Source organism: Pseudomonas fluorescens, from assembly GCF_005938625.1.
GTDB classification, from domain to species: Bacteria; Pseudomonadota; Gammaproteobacteria; order Pseudomonadales; family Pseudomonadaceae; genus Aquipseudomonas; species Aquipseudomonas fluorescens_BD.
Genome location: NZ_VCNJ01000014.1, coordinates 25,845 through 43,545, shown reverse-complemented (window position 1 = coordinate 43,545; position 17,701 = coordinate 25,845). Strand labels below are relative to the sequence as shown.

The window sequence follows — 17,701 nt, the reverse complement described above, 5'->3', positions numbered from 1 at the left end:
GATCAGTCACCATAAATATCGACTGATCCACCGTTATCGCGAGCAGGCTCACTCCTACAGGGGGGGTTGTGTTCAGGGTTCGAGGCCGATGCGAAAGAACTCGCCGCCGCTCCATACGCCCAACCAACGTTGGCCATCGATCTCACGACTGACCGCCAGTTCCACCAGTTGGTAGAACACATTGCGGTGGATCAACGCTTCGAGGTTGGTGCGTACATGCACGTAAGGCGCAGGCTCTTGCGTCGTCGGATCAATCTCGACGCGGATCGGATGCTGCGGCCCGGCCTCGGCGGTTTCATCAACGTTGGTGATAAAACGCAAAAGCTGCGCCTCCCCCTCGCCTTCAACCTCGACCGCAATTGCCACGAACGGCGCATCGTCGACCTTGATTCCGACCTTCTCGACCGGGGTGATCAGGAAGTAGTCATCGCCATCGCGGCGCATGATCGTGGAGAACAATTTGACCATCGGCTTGCGCCCGATCGGCGTGCCCAGGTAATACCAGGTGCCGTCGCGGGCGATGCGCATGTCGATGTCGCCGCAGAAGTCCGGGTTCCACAAATGCACCGGCGGAAGGCCTTTGGTTTTTGGGATTTGTCCCAACAGGTCATTGGCTTTTTGCGGGCCACTCATGGCGTTCTCCTTTGAATTATTGGTCGCCGACTCCCAACAGGCTGCGCGCGTACTGTGCCAGCGGCGGGCCGATCAGGTCTTCGGGCTTGCTGTCGTGGAACGTCAGTAAACCGCCACGACTCTTGATCCGTGCAGTATCAATCAAATACTGGGTGCTGGTCTCGATCAACATGATCTGAATCACGCCGCCGTCGATGCCGAGACGATCCACGGCTTCTTCATCGAGCCACTCGTCGGAGTTGCCAATGCGGTCATCAGCCTTGGCGAAACGCGTGTACAGCAGATAGTGCGCACCGGCATCGCGAGCTTCGCCCATCGCCTGATCGAGACCTTCCGGAGCACGGGCGCGGCGGACCATCGGGAAGTATTCGACAAAGCCTTTGAAGGCCTCTTCGGCCACGACGTTGGGGCGCGGGTAAGAACCACCCGGCGGTGCGAACGCGCCTTGAGCGATGTAGATGAACGAGTCCGGCTGAATGCGGAAATTGTTCACGCGACGGCTGTCGCTGTGATCCAGCAAGCCCGCGTCGCTCATCTGATAGCGAGTGCCTTCGGCCATATCGCTGACAGTCATACAGCCGCCAAGCGCCAAAACGGCCAGCAGCAAAACCAGGCTACGCATCCTATTCCTCCAGAGGCCGGTGACGGAAAACCGGCGAATGGCCGTTGGATGCAGCTTTTGCGCCAGCTCTGGTTCTTCATTGATTGTTAAATCGTATTCGCGAGCAGGCTCGCTCCCACAGGGGAACACATTCCAAGGTGGGAGCGAGCCTGCTCGCGAAAGCGGTTGTTCAGCCGCCGATGATTTTCATGACTGTTGCGCCGCCCGAGAAGGCCACTTCCTGCTTGTCCCCCAACGCCTTGACCAGCAATCGCTGGAGCGCCGGCAGTGCTTGATGGCGCGGCTTGTCGAGCAGATCGCCAACATAGTGGCGGTTACTCGACGAGAGGCAGCCATGCAGCCAACCGGTCGACGACAGGCGCAAGCGCGAGCAGGTCCGGCAGAACGGCACGCTTTCGTTGGCGATCACACCGAAGTTGCCCAACCCCGGGATCGCATAGCGCACGGCCGTGGCATCCACTGGTGCATCGGTTTGTGCGTACTCATAACGTTCGCCAATCAGCTCCAGCAACTGCTGCAGGCTGACGAACTGTTGCAGGAACGCATTGTTGTCCTTGGCCAGATGCCCCATGCGCATCAGCTCGATGAAGCGCAATTCGTATCCACGTTCCAGGCAGTAATCCAACAGTGGCATGACTTGATCAAGGTTTTGCCCGCGCAATGGCACCATATTGACCTTGATCTTCATCCCCGCCGCTGCGGCCTGGTCCATGCCATCGAGCACAGTGGCCAGATCGCCGCCACGGGCGATGCTGCGAAAGGCGCTGGCATCCAGGGTATCGAGAGACACGTTGATGCGTCGCAGACCAGCATCCACCAGCAGCGGGAGTTTTTTCGCGAGGAGTTGGCCGTTGGTCGTCAGGCTGATGTCTTCCAGGCCCATCTTGCCGACAGCGGTCATGAACGATTCGAGCTTGGGGCTGACCAGCGGCTCGCCGCCAGTGATGCGCAGACGCTCGATGCCGGCGGCTTCGATCAGATACGCCACGCCGCGGGCCATGGCTTCAGCCGACAGCTCATCCTGCGCAGCCACCAGCCGCTTGCCGTTGGGCACGCAATAGGTACACGCGTAATTGCAGGCTGAGGTCAGGCTGATCCGCAAATTGCGAAAACGCCTGCCTTGTCGGTCAACGATCATGATCACTCCGGCGAAAGAATTTCGAGCCGCTAAAACTTGACTCACAAATCAAGTTTTAGCAAGCCCTATGCCTGAGTATATTCCTGCGGTACTGCGTCATGTAGCTAAATCATGGCGCAATAAGGCAGCTGAATGGCTCAGCTGCTCGGCGTTTCCGGATCACGCTTGCGCTTGTTGCCCATGCGCACGCCGATGTCCATCAGGAACTGGAAGAAACCTTCCTGATCTTCCAGCACATTGCTCCAGAACGGCGAGTGATACAGCGCGACAGCGCCGTGCACCAACGCCCAGGATGCGCAGTAATGGAAGTACGGCGGCACGTCTTCAAGCTTGCCTTCGCTGATGCGGCCCTTGATCAGCAGGGTCAGGCGTTCGAAGTTCGAGGCACGGATCTTGTGCAGCTCCTCGACCATTTCCGGCACCTGATTGCCTTTAACGACCTTCTCTTCGAGACGGTCGAACAGGCGATAGCGCTGCGGGTCGCGCATGCGGAATTCGAAGTAGGCGCGGGACAGCGCTTCCTTGTCCTTGTCGACATCAGCCGAATGCAGCAGCTCGTTCAAATCGCGCTCGTAATCGAGCATCAGGCGCAGATAGATCTCGGCCTTGGATTTGAAGTGCTTGTAGATCGTGCCTTTGCCGATACCCACGGCATCAGCAATCATCTCGACGGTGACACTGTCTTCACCTTGTTCGAGGAACAGCTTGAGCGCGGTATCGAGAATTTCTTGCTCGCGGCGACGAAACTCACGGACCTTACGAGGTTCTTTGTGCATAAGAAAAGGTCTGAAGGGTCAAAATTCGAAGCCGCGTATTATGCCTAACTTGCGCAAAAATGCACGGATCATCCGACCACATCTGTGTTTCTTGTTCATTTTGAGAACGTTTTGGGCGCAATGAGAACTCAACTGAAGCGAACGTATTCCAAATTTGTTTAAAAACCCCGACCGGCTAACTGGACTGCACGCCAGACTGATCAATACTTGAACTGTCGGGCGACATCTCCCCCAAGTGTCGCGCCGGTAAAGGTACCAAGGGACCGCGTGCCTTTGTTTTACTCCTAATGGTCTTAACCCGGATTCACCCCCCAGAACCCGGGTTTTTTTTGCCTGCGATTTGGCCACCGGCTACAGGGCAGATTTAACACTCGCCAGCGGGAACAAACGCTTGAAGTTCTCGGTGGTCTGCTCGGCAAAACGCTCGTAGCTTTCCCCGCGCAGCATCGCCAGGAACTCCGCTACTTCGCGCACGTACTGCGGCAGGTTCGGCTTGCCGCGATAAGGGATCGGCGCCAGATACGGTGAATCGGTTTCCACCAGCAAGCGATCCGCCGGGACCTTGCTCGCGACATCGCGCAACGCATCGGCATTACGGAACGTGACGATGCCCGACAGGGAAATGTAATAACCCATGTCCAGCGCCGCTTTGGCCATGTCCCAGTCTTCTGTGAAGCAATGCAGCACACCGGCCTGAGGCAACGCCGCTTCGCGCAGCAATTCAAGGGTATCGGCACGGGCGCCACGGGTGTGGATGATCACCGGTTTGCCGGTCTGCTGCGCCGCTTGCAGGTGCAGACGGAATGACTTCTGCTGCAATTCGGCAGCTTCCGGCTCGTAGTGATAATCCAGACCGGTTTCACCGATCGCCACCACTTTCGGATGGTTGAGTTCGTGCAACAGCCAGTCCAGCGCTGGCGCCGCGCCAGGTTGTACATCGAGCGGATGCACACCGACCGAACAATCGACATCGTCATAACGCTCAGCCAGGGCTTTGACGTCGGCGGCGTTGTCAGCACTCACGCCGATGCACAGGAAGTGCCCTACTCCGCGCCCACGGGCCGCATCCAGTGCAGCATCCAGTGAGCCGTCATGGGCGGCGAGGTCGAGGCGATCAAGGTGACAATGGGAATCTACGAGCATAAAAAGACGGCTACTTACATCGTATGAGTGGGACGGTCGGATTTAAGCGCTCCGGCCAGATGGGTTTCGATTCGACTGCGCGCGGTGTTGTCGCCGTCATTGAACTGCACGCCGACACCGGCAGCGCGATTGCCTTGCGCCCCTTTGGGGGTGATCCAGGCGACCTTGCCGGCCACCGGAATCTTCTCGGCCTCGTCCATCAGGTTGAGCAGCATGAACACCTCATCGCCCAACCTGTAACTCTTGTTGGTCGGGATGAACAAGCCACCGTTCTTGATGAACGGCATGTAAGCGGCGTAGAGCACCGACTTGTCCTTTATGGTCAGGGACAAGATGCCGTTGCGCGGCCCCGGGCTGACGGGTTCATTCATGTTGACCTCCACTGCTGATGTTCAGAGTCTAGGTACACATTCCTATCTTTGACCAGGCAATCCCGCCCATTGCACCAACAACGCCTCCAGCAGCAACGCCGGATTGAGGTTGGCCTTGCTCATGACTTTCTGGCGCTGGGCGAGAATCCAGTCCTGAATCTCGAGGACTTTGTCTTGCGCACTTTTCTGCGCCAGGTATTGCACGACTTTACGCATATCGGTCAGACCGAGACCCGCTTCATCCTGAGTCAGTTGATATCGCAGGATCAGACTGGACCAATCACAGAACCAGTCGAACAGACGCAGCATCGGAATGTTTTTCCATTCCTCAGCAAGTTGCGTCGGCGATTGCTGCTGTTTGAGCAACTTTTTCACGCCTTCCACCACCTGCGCACGCTGCTCGCGCACGCCCTGCGATTGAAGACTGACCGCCATCAACGGCGATCCGGCGGCCAGCGTCAGCAATTCGACACGTTCTTCTTCGGAGCAATCCGGCAGCGCCTGGGCCAGCCATTGCAGGCTCATTGCCTCGCCCGGCAGCGGACAGGCCTGCTGCACGCAACGGCTCTTGATCGTTGGCAGCAAGCGGCTGGTCTGGTGGCTGACCAACAGCAAAACCGTGTCGCCGGACGGTTCTTCAAGGCTTTTCAGCAAAGCGTTGGCGGCGTTGATGTTCATCGACTCGACCGGCTCGATCAGCACCACCTTGCGCCCGCCGAGCTGCGCGGTCTGCACCACGAAACTGACCAGATCACGCACCTGATCGACCTTGATTGCCTTGTCGGCTTCTTCCGGTTCGAGGATGTAATTATCAGGATGGCTGCCAGCCTTGAGCAGCAGGCAGGATTTGCACTCGCCGCAGGCTTGCGGCGTCGGCCGCTGGCACAATAGGCTGGCCATCAGGCGTTCGGCCAACGCGCGTTTGCCGATCCCGGCGGGCCCATGCAGCAGATAGGCATGCGCGTGCTGCTTACGCCCGGCCAGTTGCTGCCAGAGGCTGTCCTGCCATGGATAGGCCTCAGCCACGAGCCAGCTCCAGCAAGTTCGGAATCAGGGTATCCAGCGATTGCTGAACCTTGGCCAATGGTTGGCCGGCATCGATGCGCACATAGCGCGCAGGATCGGCTTCGGCGCGCTTGAGGAACGCGCTACGCACGGCCTCGAAAAATGCCCGGCCTTCCAGTTCAAAACGATCCAGGCGACCACGGGCACTGGCACGCGCCAGACCGATCTCCACCGGCAGATCGAAAATCAGCGTCAGATCCGGGCGCAGATCGCCTTGCACGAAGGTTTCCAGCGCAGCGATGCGCTCCAGCGACAGACCGCGACCGCCGCCCTGATAGGCATAAGTGGAATCGGTAAAGCGATCACACAGCACCACCGCGCCTCGGGCCATTGCCGGTCGGATCACTTCGGCCAGATGCTGGGCACGCGCAGCAAACACCAGCAACAGCTCGGCGTCCGGATTCATGACTTCGTCGGCCGGCGCCAGCAGCACTTCGCGGATCCGCTCGGCCAGCGGCGTACCACCGGGCTCGCGGGTCAGCACCACTTCGATACCGGCGGCGCGCAGGCGCTCGGCGAGGTATTCGCGGTTAGTGCTTTTACCAGCGCCCTCCGGGCCTTCAAGGGTAATAAACAAGCCAGTCACAGGCAGTCCTTAATCAACGTCATTGCGTATTTTGTGGGGCGGCGGCCTCTGGAGTCAGCGCTGGCGCCTGTGGTGCAACTTGTGGCATCGACTCCGGCGCTGTATCCGGAGATGCCGCAGGAATCGCATCCTCGGCAGCGGGAGCCGCTTCAGGCGTTACCGCTGGCGCAGGGCTGGAGCGGTAATCCGCACGGCGCTTGAGCTGATACTCACGCACCGCATTGTTGTGCGCATCGAGATCGTCAGAGAACACATGACTGCCGTCACCACGCGCAACAAAGTACAGGCTGGTGCCGTCCACCGGGTTCAATGCCGCGTGAATCGCTTCGCGGCCAACCATCGCGATCGGCGTCGGCGGCAAGCCGGGGATCACGTAAGTGTTATACGCCGTCGGCTCTTTCAGATGTGCACGGGTCAACTTGCCGGTGTAGCGATCGCCCAGACCATAGATGACGGTCGGATCGGTCTGCAGCTGCATGCCCAGGGCCATGCGACGCACGAAGACACCGGCAATCTGCCCACGCTCCTGCGGCACGCCGGTTTCCTTCTCGACCAGCGAAGCCATGATCAGTGCCTGATACGGTTCGGTATACGGCACATCGGCAGAACGACTCTCCCACTCCTTGGCCAATACTTCGTCGAGACGATCAAAAGCCTTTTTCAGCAGTTCGGCATCGGACATGCCACGCACGAAGCGGTAGGTATCCGGGAAGAATCGCCCTTCCGGGAACAGCCCTTTATGACCAATCTTCGCCATGACATCGCTGTCGCTCAAACCGCCCAGGGTCTGTTCGATCTTTTCATCTTTGGCCAACGCGGCGCGCACTTGATGGAAATTCCAGCCCTCGACCAGCGTCAGGCTGTACTGCACCACATCACCACGCTTCCACAAGTCGATCAAACCGTTGACGGTCATACCCGGCTGCATGCGGTATTCGCCGCTGTGGATCGGCGTGCCGGCGAGATTGAAACGCCAGTAAACCCGCAGCCAGAAAGCGTCCTTGATGACGCCATCGGTTTCGAGTCCAAGGAAAGTGCGGGTAGGTGTAGAGCCTTTCGGCACATCCAGCAGTTCTTCCTGCGTGATGTTCAGAGGCTGTTCCAGTGCAGAGTGAATCTTCCAGGCGCTGGCGCCCATCAACAGCCCTGCCAGAACCAGTCCGGTTTCCAGCAGCAGCAAAAGTTTACGTCTCACAAATCAGGCATCCAGTAGGGCGCGGGCAATGGTTTGCAGTTTACGGGTGAGCGGGCCAACCGGCCAGCTCAGAGCAGCACAGGCGCGTACCGGCCAGACGCCATACACGCTGTTGCAGACAAACACTTCATCAGCCCATTGCAGCTGTTCGAGGCTGATGTCGGCGATTTGCGTGGGGATGGCCAAAGTCTCGGCCTGAAACAATATTTCGGCACGCATCACCCCGGCGACGCCGCAGCGCTTCAGATCCGGTGTCATCAACACACCGTCGCGCACGATGAACAGGTTGCTGAACACCCCTTCAATGACACGACCGACCTGATCGAGTATCAAGCCCTCGGCGTGCTCGCCGTCCTGCCATTCGGCACGGGCAAGAACCTGTTCAAGGCGATTGAGGTGTTTGAGCCCGGCGAGTAACGGCTGCTTGGCAAGTCGGGTGCTGCACGGGAACAGGCGAACGCCTTGTTCAGCATGAACAGCAGGATAAGCCGCGGGAGGATTGCCTTGCAGAATGCGGCGGCCCGGCGCCGTCGGGTCCGGCGCATAACCGCGCAAACCGTCGCCACGGGTGAGGATGAGCTTGAGCACGCCCTCGCCCATCGCTGCCGCATAGCTCAGCAGCTCATGGCGAATCAGCGCCATATCGGCCGCGATGGCCAGACGTGCGCAGCCCTCGGCCAGGCGCGTCAGGTGTCGATCCAGCAGGATCGGCTGGCCGCTACGCACGGCGATGGTCTCGAACAGACCATCGCCGTAAGCAAGGCCACGATCTTTCAGCGACAAAGCGTCAGCCGGTTGACCGTCGACCCAGCAGTCCATCAGCCTGCAAACCGGCGGAATGCCAGAGTGCCGTTGGTGCCGCCAAAACCGAAGGAGTTGGACAGCACGACATCGATGTCCATGTTGCGCGCAGTGTGCGCCACGAAATCGAGGTCGCAGCCTTCGTCCGGTTCTTCAAGGTTGATGGTCGGCGGGGCAACCTGGCTGTTGATCGCCAGCACGCTGAAGATTGCCTCGACCGCACCCGCCGCCCCCAACAGGTGACCGGTCATCGACTTGGTCGAGCTGACCGCCAGTTTGTAAGCGTGATCACCGAACACGGTCTTGATCGCATTGGCTTCAGCGAGGTCGCCGGCCGGCGTCGATGTACCGTGGGCATTGATGTACTGCACTTGATCGATGTTGATCTTCGCATCGCGCAGCGCGTTGGTGATGCAGCGTGCTGCACCGGCTCCGTCGGCGGGGGGCGAAGTCATGTGGAAGGCATCGCCACTGGTGCCGAAGCCGATCAGCTCGGCGTAGATAGTCGCACCGCGCGCCTTGGCGTGTTCCAGCTCTTCGAGAACCAGTGCGCCGGCACCGTCGGACAGGACGAAACCGTCACGGCCCTTGTCCCATGGACGGCTGGCGCGAGTCGGTTCGTCGTTGCGCGTCGACAGCGCACGGGACGCGCCGAAGCCGCCCATGCCCAGACCGCACGCGGCCATTTCGGCACCGCCGGCAATCATCACGTCGGCTTCGTCGTACATGATGTTGCGCGCCGCCATGCCAATGCAGTGCGTACCCGTGGTGCACGCGGTGGCGATGGCGTAGTTAGGTCCCTGTGCACCCAGGTGGATGGACAGGAAACCGGAAATCATATTGATGATCGAGCCTGGCACGAAGAATGGCGAGATTCGACGCGGGCCCGTCTCATGCAGAGTACGGCTGGTTTCTTCGATATTGGTCAGACCGCCGATCCCCGAACCCATGGCCACGCCAATGCGTTCACGATTGGCGTCGGTGACTTCCAGACCAGCGTTGCGTACGGCTTGAAAGCCGGCAGCGAGACCGTACTGAATGAACAGGTCGAGCTTGCGCGCTTCCTTGACCGACAGGTATTCCTCGACATTGAAGCCCTTTACCGATCCGCCAAAGCGGGTGGAATAGGCAGAAAGGTCGGTGTGTTCGATCAGACCAATGCCACTGCGGCCAGCCAGAATGCCCTGCCAACTGCTCGGCACATCCGTGCCCAGTGGCGACAACATACCCATACCGGTGACTACGACGCGTCTACGCGACACAGCACTCTCCTTTTTTCAAATGACGACGACTTTGCATCAGGCCTAAAGAAAAAACCGCACGCCATGATGGCAGTGCGGTTTTTCCATGACAGCAAACAACGATTACAAACTATTACGCCTGGTGGCTAGTAACGTAGTCGATTGCAGCTTGTACAGTAGTGATCTTCTCAGCTTCTTCGTCAGGGATTTCGGTCTCGAATTCCTCTTCCAGAGCCATCACCAGCTCAACGGTGTCAAGGGAGTCGGCACCCAGGTCTTCTACGAAGGAAGCGGTGTTGACCACTTCTTCTTCTTTAACACCCAGTTGCTCGGCAACGATTTTCTTGACGCGCTCTTCGATGGTGCTCATACCTTGTTTTCACTCCTAATGGACAAATTCAGGCAGCTGGCCAGTGGGTAAGTGTATAGAAAGACTTTTCAGTTTTTCAACTGAAAGCTTCACTCCTCAAACCCTGCAGCCCTCTGCCTATAAATAGATTGCAGCTTTATAACGGATTTTAGACAGCTCGTATGACATTTTTTTGAAGCAATCCGTCACATTTTACTTACATGTACATCCCACCGTTCACCGGGATTGTAGCCCCAGTGACGTATGCCGCACCGTCGGATGCAAGAAAAGCGACCACAGACGCGATCTCTTGAGCTTGTCCCAGACGACCCAGCGGAATCTGCGTCTGCAAGGCTTCACGCTGTGCTTCAGGCAGCTCGCGCGTCATATCGGTGTCGATAAACCCTGGGGTTACCGAGTTGACCGTAATCGAACGCGAACCGACTTCACGCGCCATTGCACGGCTGAAACCTTCCAGACCGGCCTTGGCGGCTGCATAGTTTACTTGGCCTGCGTTGCCCATGGCACCCACCACCGAGCCAATACTGATAATTCGGCCCCAACGCGCCTTGGTCATGCCGCGCAGAACGCCCTTGGACAGGCGGAATAGACTGTTCAAGTTGGTATCGATCACGTCGTACCACTCATCGTCTTTCATGCGCATCATCAGGTTATCGCGGGTGATACCGGCATTATTGACCAGGATCGCCACCGGCGCACCGAACTGCTCCTGAATGCTTGCCAGCACCGCACTGACCGACTCGTCGCTGGTGACGTTCAGCTCAAGACCAGTGCCCTGAATACCGTTTTCCTTCAGGGTCGCAGCAATGCGCTCAGCACCCGACGCAGAGGTCGCGGTACCAACAACGATGGCGCCCTGACGACCCAGCTCCAGTGCGATAGCCTGGCCGATACCGCGGCTTGCACCGGTGACCAGTGCAACTTTACCTTGCAGACTCATGCAAGTTTCTCCTGATTCAGGCTTGCGCTGCGCGAGCGGCAGCGAAAGCATCTGGGGTATTGAGGTTGGAAGTCGCCACGCCTTCAGCGCAACGTTTGTTCAGACCGGCCAGCACTTTGCCCGGGCCGCATTCGACCAGATTGGTCGCGCCCTTGGCGGCCAGAGTCTGTACCGACTCGACCCAGCGCACTGGCTTGTACAATTGTTCGAGCAGATCACGCTTGAGGGTTTCCAGATCAGCCGGCACCTGCGCGCTGACGTTCTGTACGACCGGGATCTGCGGCGCCTGCCAGTCGATGGCGGCAATTGATTCGGCGAAGCGTTCGGCGGCCGGGCGCATCAGCTCGCAGTGCGACGGCACGCTCACTGGCAACGGCATGGCGCGTTTGGCACCGCGGGCCTTGCAGCCTTCAATGGCACGTTCAACGGCTGCCTTGGCACCGGCAATCACCACCTGACCTGGCGAGTTGAAGTTGACGGCGCTGACCACTTCGCCTTGCGCAGCTTCGGCGCAGGCAGCCAGTACATCAGCGTCTTCCAGACCGAGAATGGCAGCCATGCCACCCTGCCCGGCCGGAACCGCTTCTTGCATCAACTGACCACGGCGCTCAACGAGTTTCACTGCATCAGCCAGTGTCAGGCTGCCAGCAGCGACCAACGCGCTGTATTCACCCAGGCTGTGACCGGCAACGAATGCCGGACGCGCACCGCCTTCCGCCAGCCACAGACGCCACAGGGCGATCGAAGCGGTCAGAATGGCCGGTTGGGTTTTATCGGTTTGATTAAGCTGCTCTTCCGGGCCCTGCTGGGTCAGTGCCCACAGGTCATAACCCAGAGCCTCAGAGGCTTCTTTAAAAGTTTCGAGGATCAACGGATATTCCGCGCCCAGCTCGGCCAGCATGCCGAGGGACTGCGAACCTTGTCCTGGAAAGACGAATGCGAGGGAAGCAGACATGTAACAAGCCCCTAATGATCTTGTCGTCGGAAAATGACGCCCCGCTTGGGGACGCAAGAAACTGACAGTTGGATGGCCCTTTGAACCGGGCGGTCACATTTAAGCATTGTCCGACGAAAACGCCTAAGACAACAGATCCTCCAGACGACCGTGAAGGCGCTCGGGAAGGTTTTCCTGGATCTCGATCAGGGCACGCGAAATAGCACTCTGAAAGCCTTGAACGCCCGCCGAACCATGACTTTTCACCACAATGCCCTGCAAGCCGAGAAAGCTTGCGCCGTTGTGTCGCGCCGGCGCCAGATCCGCCTGTAAACGCTTCATCAACGGCAACGCCAAGGCCCCCACTGCACGGGATACCAGATTCTTTTTGAACAGCGCTTCGATGCGCGCAGCAATCATCGTCGCCAGGCCTTCGCTGGACTTGAGCAGGATATTGCCGACGAAACCATCACACACCACGACATCCGCCTCGCCACGATACAAGCCATCGCCTTCGATAAAGCCGATGTAATTGATGCCACGGGCAGCCTGCAACAGCGTCGCAGCGAGTTTGACCTGCTGATTGCCCTTGATGTCTTCGGTGCCGATGTTCAGCAGCGCGACGCGCGGGCGATGAATGCCCAGCGTCTGCGCCGCCACCGAACCCATCACCGCAAACTGCAGCAAATGCTCGGCACTGCAATCGACATTGGCTCCCAGATCAAGCAACTGGCAATAGCCCTTCTGCGTCGGAATCGCGGCAACCATCGCCGGACGATCAATACCCGGCAACGTCTTCAGCACGAATCGCGAGAGCGCCATCAACGCCCCGGTATTGCCAGCACTGACACAGGCTTGAGCCTTGCCATCACGTACCAGTTCAAGGGCGACACGCATCGACGAGTCCGGCTTGCCACGCAACGCCTGGGTTGGTTTTTCGTCCATGGTGATGACTTCGCTGGCTGCAACAATCGTCAGGCGCGCGCGATCGGCAGCCGATTGGCCGTTGATCAGTTCTTCAAGAAGGGAGGGTTGACCGACAAGGGTCAGGTGCAGCGAGGGCGTAGCAGAAAGGCAAGCAAGGCTGGCCTTAACAATGCTGCGGGGACCGAAGTCCCCGCCCATTGCGTCAATCGCGATGACTTGAGCGGACAAGTGATTACTCGTCAGCGCCCTTGTCGATCACTTTACGGCCACGGTATACGCCTTCTGGCGATACGTGGTGACGCAGGTGAACTTCACCAGTGGTTTTTTCTACAGACAGAGTGCTAGCCTCGAGAGCGTCGTGCGAACGGCGCATGTCACGGGCAGAGCGGGATTTTTTGTTCTGCTGAACAGCCATAATTGATTAACTCCTAAACGTTTGGGTCACGCTTTAACTGCGCCAATACACTGAACGGGTTGGACCGCGTTGACTCGTCCTCGCTCGGTTCGGGCTCATCGAGACCCGCCGGCTGCTGGCATTCTTCCGGATGATGAGCAGGCACAATGGGCAAGGCGAGCAGAAGCTCCTCCTCGATCAGTGACTGCAGATCCAATGGATCTTCGCCCAGTTCCAGCACGTCATAACCTTTCGGCAACGACTGGGTATTCGCACCCTCTTTCACCACAGCATAACTGCATTCGCTGTGGATCGGCAGGGTGACCAGCTCAAGACAACGCTGGCAAACCATTTTGACCTCGGTGTCGATAAAGCTGTGAATTACCACAGATTTACGTTCATCTCGTTCAAAAACGAATTTCGCCTGCACCGTACCGACATTGTCGGAAAGCGGGTCGCAGAGTCTCTCCAAATCGGCCAGCAGCATTTCACCTTGAAGGGTGGTGCCACGATCAGCCAATTTGCGCGGGTCAACGTGAGGTGGAATCGGGTCATTCAACATAGGCGCAGCATTATAGGGATGCACCCACCCATGTCAAAGGAAATTGTGCCCTGTCCGTCACTTGCGTGCCTCCGCTAGAATCCGCACCTGCCTCAGGAGACGTGAATGCTGCCTTTATTACTCGCTTCAAGCTCGATCTATCGTCGCGAATTGCTCGCCCGCCTGCACCTGCCGTTCGTCTGCAGCTCTCCAGATATCGATGAAAGCCATCGCCCGGGCGAGTCCGCCATCGAACTGGTCAAACGCCTCGCCGAACAGAAAGCCCGAGCATTGGCCGACAGCCACCCCGCTCATCTGATCATCGGTTCGGACCAGGTCGCCGTGCTCGGCGAGCAGATTATCGGCAAGCCGCACACCTTCGACAAGGCCCGCGAGCAACTGCTGGCAGCCAGTGGCGCCAGCGTGACCTTCCTGACCGGCCTGGCACTGCTGAATAGCCAGACCGGCGAATGCCAGATCGCCTGCGTGCCGTTCACCGTACACATGCGCCAGCTCGATCAGGCGCGCGTCGAGCGCTACCTGCGCATTGAGCAGCCATATGACTGCGCTGGCAGCTTCAAGGCCGAAGGGTTGGGGGTAAGTCTGTTTCAGTCCACTGAAGGGCCTGACGCTACCAGCCTGATCGGCCTGCCGCTGATTCGCCTGATCGACATGTTATTGGCTGAGGGTGTGCAGATTCCTTAAAAGCAAAAGATCGCAGCCTGCGGCAGCTCCTACAGGGGAATGTAAAACCCTGGAGGAGCTGCCGCAGGCTGCGATCTTTTGACCTTTACAACGAATTAACGCAACGAAGGCCCGTGGAACCCCATCCACATCGCCAACTGCTCAGCCACGCTGGCACCGAGCTTTTTCGAGAAGCGATCAAACGGCGATTCCTGAGCGGTGAAATCCACCAACTCTTTCTCGCCAATCACATCCCGCGCAACCGAACTGGCATTGCCCAGCCCATCGATCAACCCCAGCGGCAGCGCCTGCTCGCCCGACCAGACCAATCCGGAGAACAGCTCTGGATGATCCTTGTCCTTCAGACGATCACCACGACCCTGCTTGACGCTATTGATGAACTGCTTGTGCGTCGTGTCGAGCACGCCCTGCCAGAACGCCGTTTCTTCAGGCTTCTGTGGCTGGAACGGATCGAGGAACGACTTGTGCTCGCCCGACGTGTAAGTGCGACGCTCGACGCCCAGCTTCTCCATGGTGCCGACAAAACCGTAACCGGCCGCCGTCACACCAATCGAACCGACCAGACTGGCCTTGTCGGCGTAGATCTGATCCGCCGCGCTGGCGATGTAATAAGCACCGGACGCGCCCAGATCGGAAATCACTGCATACACCTTGATCTCCGGATGCAGGCCGCGCAGACGCTTGATCTCGTCATACACATAACCCGACTGCACCGGACTGCCGCCAGGACTGTTGATCCGCAGGATCACACCCTTGACCTTCTTGTCCTCGAACGCCGCCCGCAGGCTGCCGACGATGTTATCGGCACTGGCCGGTTCCTTGTCGGCGATCATGCCGGTGACGTCGATCAACGCGGTGTAGTTCGGGCCGCGTGTAGCGCTCTTTTCCATGTCCATCAACGGCGTGAACAAAATCAGCGCCACAAACAGATAAACAAAGGTCAGCAGCTTGAAAAAAATCCCCCAGCGGCGCGAACGACGCTGTTCCTGCACGCCGGCGAGCAGCGTTTTCTCCAACAGCTTCCAGCTTTTCTGATCACCGTCGTCGGCACTTGCCTTGGCCGGTGCTTTCCATTCGTCGGTCATGCCATCCACCCCAGCAAAAACGTATTAAGCCTGCTTCCCCAGCCAGGCATGCAATTCGGAAAAACGGTCGATCGACAGGCGCGGCTCGAACTGCTGCAGCGATTCGATCGATTGCGCGCCATAACTGACCGCCACCGAATCCATCCCCGCATTGCGCGCCATCAGCAGATCAAAGGACGAATCCCCGACCATCAGCGCCTGATCTGCACGCACACCACAATGCGCAAGGATCTGCTCCAGCATCAGAGGGTGCGGCTTGCTCGCAGTTTCATCGGCAGCGCGGGTGATATCGAAATAATCTTCCCAGCCATTGGCCTTGAGCACGCGATCCAGGCCGCGACGATTTTTGCCGGTCGCTACAGCCAGGTGATAACCCTGCTCGCGAAAGGACGCCATCGACTCGACTACGCCTTCGAACAACGGAGAAGGCACGGCTTCTGCAGCAATGTAGTGATCAGCGTAATACTCGCGAAACAAAGTCATTTCGGCGTCGCTGATTTCCGGGTACAAGGTGCGAATCGCTTCGGGCAGGCCCAGACCGATGATGCCTTTGACGGCAAAATCATCGCGCAACTCGAAACCAGAGCGCCCGGACGCCGAATGCATCGCTTCGACGATCCGGTGAATGGAATCAGCCAGCGTGCCGTCCCAATCGAAAATCAGCAGTTTGTAATCAGATGGGCGCACTCAATCGCTCCACGGTCTTGGCCCACATTTCATCGACCGGCGCCTGCAAGGTCAGCTTGCCACCATCGGGCAGCGGCACGGTCAGCATGTAGGCGTGCAGGAACAGGCGCTTGCCACCCAGATCGCGAATTTCCTTGGTGAAATCCTCGTCGCCATACTTGCTGTCACCAGCAATGCAATGGCCAGCATGCAAGGTGTGCACGCGAATCTGGTGGGTGCGACCGGTAACCGGTTTAGCCTCGACCATGGTGGCGAAATCACCGAAACGGCGCAGCACTTTGAACATGGTCAGGGCTTCTTTGCCCTCATCATTGACTTCGACCATGCGTTCGCCGGAACGCAGATTGCTCTTGAGCAATGGCGCGCTGACCTTCTTGATCGAGGTCGCCCAGTTGCCGCGCACCAGCGCCATGTAACGCTTGTCGACGCCGTCACCACGCAATTGCTCATGCAAGTGGCGCAACATACTGCGCTTTTTGGCGATCATCAGCAGGCCGGAAGTGTCACGGTCGAGACGGTGAACCAATTCCAGCTCTTTGGCATCGGGACGCAACTGACGAAAGGCTTCGATCACGCCGAAATTCAAGCCACTGCCACCGTGAACCGCAATGCCGGCAGGCTTGTTGATCACGATCAGGGCTTTGTCTTCGAAGACAATCGAGGCTTCCAGGCGCTGCAGCAGGCCTTGGGCCAATGGCACCGGCTCATCGCGTTCAGGCACGCGAACCGGCGGCACGCGCACGATATCGCCTGCCTGCAGCTTGTATTCGGGCTTGATCCGACCTTTGTTCACACGCACTTCGCCTTTGCGCAAAATGCGGTAAATCAGGGTCTTGGGCACGCCTTTGAGCCGGGCGAGGAGGAAATTGTCGATTCGTTGGCCGGCATACTCCGGCGAGACTTCAAGCAATTGAACGCCTGGAGTCGAAGGGGCAGTAGTTGTCATGCCGCGGATGATAACAATTTTTATGGAATTGAAGCACTTAATCATTGCTGCTATAGTCGCGAACGCCGCCAAAAGCGGCCTGGACAGCGGAACCACGGTCAAAAACCGGCCCTGACCAACGCAATTCACCAGGACGCGAGGCCGTCCTACGGGGCTTTCGCTACGTAACGGTGGAGTTTGCAGTTGTAACAAGCGCAGGTGACATGAGGCCTGAATTACACCGCCGAGCAGAGTTTTTACTCGCCTGGCAGGCACACATTCAAGGCCAGTTCACAAAGTGCAGTCAGCTGCAGATGACCCCGAGCGAATGCTTCGGAAACAACGCCTGAATTAGCCATGATGCGTGACCTCCCCTTTCGGAGCTCACGGTAAATGCCAACCCGCTGCGGATTCTGCGCGCGGCAGCACCCGAATTATCAGGGATACGTGTAGGGTGGAGATGCACAACCGCTGGACTGTGTAGCAATAGGCTTTATCAAGACGCTTCATCTCGTCCACAGCCGCTGGTTGATTCCTCCTCCTGACTGAGTGCTTAAGTAGCCACAGCAAGCAGGACGCGTACGTCGCTATATCGGCCCAATTGGCCGCATATCGCTGGACA

21 protein-coding genes are annotated in these 17,701 nt (G+C 58.4%); 1 reads left to right on the top strand and 20 read right to left on the bottom strand.

Going from position 1 to position 17,701, the window contains the following annotated elements; genetic code table 11:
- Positions 1 to 72 precede the first annotated feature (72 nt).
- The 17 genes from FGA82_RS10370 to FGA82_RS10290 all read right to left on the bottom strand — a co-directional run bounded on the left by FGA82_RS10370 (position 73) and on the right by FGA82_RS10290 (position 13,698).
- Positions 73 to 633, bottom strand: coding sequence for a DUF1285 domain-containing protein (locus tag FGA82_RS10370; protein ID WP_141127017.1), 561 nt, complete (start codon positions 631 to 633; stop codon positions 73 to 75).
- 16 nt (positions 634 to 649) lie between these two features.
- Positions 650 to 1,255 carry a DUF4823 domain-containing protein gene (locus FGA82_RS10365; RefSeq protein WP_007908280.1) on the bottom strand — a complete coding sequence of 202 codons (606 nt, stop codon included), beginning with the start codon at positions 1,253 to 1,255 and terminating at the stop codon, positions 650 to 652.
- 169 nt (positions 1,256 to 1,424) lie between these two features.
- A complete protein-coding gene (locus tag FGA82_RS10360) occupies positions 1,425 to 2,393 on the bottom strand; it encodes a GTP 3',8-cyclase MoaA (protein WP_141127016.1) in 969 nt (322 codons plus the stop codon).
- 137 nt (positions 2,394 to 2,530) lie between these two features.
- Positions 2,531 to 3,169, bottom strand: coding sequence for a TetR/AcrR family transcriptional regulator (locus FGA82_RS10355; protein ID WP_007950805.1), 639 nt, complete (start codon positions 3,167 to 3,169; stop codon positions 2,531 to 2,533).
- A 351-nt stretch (positions 3,170 to 3,520) separates the two neighbouring features.
- Positions 3,521 to 4,312: a TatD family hydrolase gene (locus FGA82_RS10350; RefSeq protein WP_141127015.1), complete on the bottom strand. Its 792-nt coding sequence runs from the start codon at positions 4,310 to 4,312 to the stop codon at positions 3,521 to 3,523.
- 14 nt (positions 4,313 to 4,326) lie between these two features.
- A complete protein-coding gene (locus tag FGA82_RS10345; protein WP_007908272.1) occupies positions 4,327 to 4,683 on the bottom strand; it encodes a PilZ domain-containing protein in 357 nt (118 codons plus the stop codon).
- A gap of 42 nt (positions 4,684 to 4,725) precedes the next feature.
- Positions 4,726 to 5,709 carry a DNA polymerase III subunit delta' gene (locus tag FGA82_RS10340; RefSeq protein WP_141127014.1) on the bottom strand — a complete coding sequence of 328 codons (984 nt, stop codon included), beginning with the start codon at positions 5,707 to 5,709 and terminating at the stop codon, positions 4,726 to 4,728.
- Positions 5,702 to 6,334: a dTMP kinase gene (gene tmk, locus FGA82_RS10335; protein ID WP_007908268.1), complete on the bottom strand. Its 633-nt coding sequence runs from the start codon at positions 6,332 to 6,334 to the stop codon at positions 5,702 to 5,704. The genes FGA82_RS10340 and tmk overlap by 8 nt, the downstream gene beginning before the upstream one ends.
- Positions 6,335 to 6,353: 19 nt before the next feature.
- Positions 6,354 to 7,529, bottom strand: a complete 1,176-nt coding sequence (gene mltG / locus FGA82_RS10330; RefSeq protein ID WP_141127013.1) for an endolytic transglycosylase MltG — start codon at positions 7,527 to 7,529, stop codon at positions 6,354 to 6,356.
- A 3-nt stretch (positions 7,530 to 7,532) separates the two neighbouring features.
- Complete coding sequence (gene pabC, locus FGA82_RS10325; protein WP_141127012.1) at positions 7,533 to 8,348, bottom strand: aminodeoxychorismate lyase; 816 nt, start codon at positions 8,346 to 8,348, stop codon at positions 7,533 to 7,535.
- A complete protein-coding gene (gene fabF, locus FGA82_RS10320; RefSeq protein ID WP_141127011.1) occupies positions 8,348 to 9,592 on the bottom strand; it encodes a beta-ketoacyl-ACP synthase II in 1,245 nt (414 codons plus the stop codon). The genes pabC and fabF overlap by 1 nt, the downstream gene beginning before the upstream one ends.
- Positions 9,593 to 9,704: 112 nt before the next feature.
- A complete protein-coding gene (gene acpP, locus FGA82_RS10315; protein WP_003175607.1) occupies positions 9,705 to 9,941 on the bottom strand; it encodes an acyl carrier protein in 237 nt (78 codons plus the stop codon).
- 196 nt (positions 9,942 to 10,137) lie between these two features.
- Complete coding sequence (fabG, locus tag FGA82_RS10310) at positions 10,138 to 10,881, bottom strand: 3-oxoacyl-ACP reductase FabG (protein ID WP_008086267.1); 744 nt, start codon at positions 10,879 to 10,881, stop codon at positions 10,138 to 10,140.
- Positions 10,882 to 10,897: 16 nt separating this feature from the next.
- Entirely contained in the window at positions 10,898 to 11,836 is a 939-nt protein-coding gene (gene fabD, locus FGA82_RS10305; RefSeq protein WP_038364480.1) for an ACP S-malonyltransferase, read from the bottom strand.
- Positions 11,837 to 11,959: 123 nt separating this feature from the next.
- A complete protein-coding gene (plsX, locus tag FGA82_RS10300) occupies positions 11,960 to 12,970 on the bottom strand; it encodes a phosphate acyltransferase PlsX (RefSeq protein ID WP_141127010.1) in 1,011 nt (336 codons plus the stop codon).
- A gap of 4 nt (positions 12,971 to 12,974) precedes the next feature.
- A complete protein-coding gene (rpmF, locus tag FGA82_RS10295; RefSeq protein WP_003179396.1) occupies positions 12,975 to 13,157 on the bottom strand; it encodes a 50S ribosomal protein L32 in 183 nt (60 codons plus the stop codon).
- A 13-nt stretch (positions 13,158 to 13,170) separates the two neighbouring features.
- The gene (locus FGA82_RS10290) at positions 13,171 to 13,698 is read right to left on the bottom strand and encodes a YceD family protein (protein ID WP_007908248.1); all 528 of its coding nucleotides are present in this window, start codon (positions 13,696 to 13,698) and stop codon (positions 13,171 to 13,173) included.
- A 105-nt stretch (positions 13,699 to 13,803) separates the two neighbouring features.
- On the opposite strand from FGA82_RS10290, the gene FGA82_RS10285 reads away from it, so the two are divergent.
- On the top strand, positions 13,804 to 14,382 hold the full coding sequence (locus tag FGA82_RS10285) for a Maf family protein (RefSeq protein ID WP_141127009.1): 579 nt from the start codon (positions 13,804 to 13,806) through the stop codon (positions 14,380 to 14,382).
- A 95-nt stretch (positions 14,383 to 14,477) separates the two neighbouring features.
- Here the strand turns inward: FGA82_RS10285 and sppA are convergent, their stop codons facing one another.
- The 3 genes from sppA to rluC are packed head-to-tail and all read right to left on the bottom strand — an operon-like array spanning position 14,478 to position 17,100.
- Positions 14,478 to 15,467 (bottom strand): signal peptide peptidase SppA, encoded by a 990-nt coding sequence (sppA, locus tag FGA82_RS10280; RefSeq protein WP_141127008.1) that lies wholly within the window; start codon positions 15,465 to 15,467, stop codon positions 14,478 to 14,480.
- A 24-nt stretch (positions 15,468 to 15,491) separates the two neighbouring features.
- Positions 15,492 to 16,154, bottom strand: coding sequence for an HAD-IA family hydrolase (locus tag FGA82_RS10275; RefSeq protein ID WP_141127007.1), 663 nt, complete (start codon positions 16,152 to 16,154; stop codon positions 15,492 to 15,494).
- Entirely contained in the window at positions 16,141 to 17,100 is a 960-nt protein-coding gene (gene rluC / locus FGA82_RS10270; RefSeq protein ID WP_034155359.1) for a 23S rRNA pseudouridine(955/2504/2580) synthase RluC, read from the bottom strand. The genes FGA82_RS10275 and rluC overlap by 14 nt, the downstream gene beginning before the upstream one ends.
- Positions 17,101 to 17,701 lie beyond the last annotated feature (601 nt).

Excerpts from the sequence above, each read along its gene's own strand:
- FGA82_RS10370 (WP_141127017.1), bottom strand. The coding sequence starts at position 633 with ATGAGTGGCCCGCAAAAAGCCAATGACCTGTTGGGACAAATCCCAAAA.
- FGA82_RS10365 (WP_007908280.1), bottom strand. The coding sequence starts at position 1,255 with ATGCGTAGCCTGGTTTTGCTGCTGGCCGTTTTGGCGCTTGGCGGCTGT.
- FGA82_RS10360 (WP_141127016.1), bottom strand. The coding sequence starts at position 2,393 with ATGATCGTTGACCGACAAGGCAGGCGTTTTCGCAATTTGCGGATCAGC.
- FGA82_RS10355 (WP_007950805.1), bottom strand. The coding sequence starts at position 3,169 with ATGCACAAAGAACCTCGTAAGGTCCGTGAGTTTCGTCGCCGCGAGCAA.
- FGA82_RS10350 (WP_141127015.1), bottom strand. The coding sequence starts at position 4,312 with ATGCTCGTAGATTCCCATTGTCACCTTGATCGCCTCGACCTCGCCGCC.
- FGA82_RS10345 (WP_007908272.1), bottom strand. The coding sequence starts at position 4,683 with ATGAATGAACCCGTCAGCCCGGGGCCGCGCAACGGCATCTTGTCCCTG.
- pabC (WP_141127012.1), bottom strand. The coding sequence starts at position 8,348 with ATGGACTGCTGGGTCGACGGTCAACCGGCTGACGCTTTGTCGCTGAAA.
- acpP (WP_003175607.1), bottom strand. The coding sequence starts at position 9,941 with ATGAGCACCATCGAAGAGCGCGTCAAGAAAATCGTTGCCGAGCAACTG.
- fabG (WP_008086267.1), bottom strand. The coding sequence starts at position 10,881 with ATGAGTCTGCAAGGTAAAGTTGCACTGGTCACCGGTGCAAGCCGCGGT.
- fabD (WP_038364480.1), bottom strand. The coding sequence starts at position 11,836 with ATGTCTGCTTCCCTCGCATTCGTCTTTCCAGGACAAGGTTCGCAGTCC.
- rpmF (WP_003179396.1), bottom strand. The coding sequence starts at position 13,157 with ATGGCTGTTCAGCAGAACAAAAAATCCCGCTCTGCCCGTGACATGCGC.
- FGA82_RS10290 (WP_007908248.1), bottom strand. The coding sequence starts at position 13,698 with ATGTTGAATGACCCGATTCCACCTCACGTTGACCCGCGCAAATTGGCT.
- FGA82_RS10285 (WP_141127009.1), top strand. The coding sequence starts at position 13,804 with ATGCTGCCTTTATTACTCGCTTCAAGCTCGATCTATCGTCGCGAATTG.
- sppA (WP_141127008.1), bottom strand. The coding sequence starts at position 15,467 with ATGACCGACGAATGGAAAGCACCGGCCAAGGCAAGTGCCGACGACGGT.
- rluC (WP_034155359.1), bottom strand. The coding sequence starts at position 17,100 with ATGACAACTACTGCCCCTTCGACTCCAGGCGTTCAATTGCTTGAAGTC.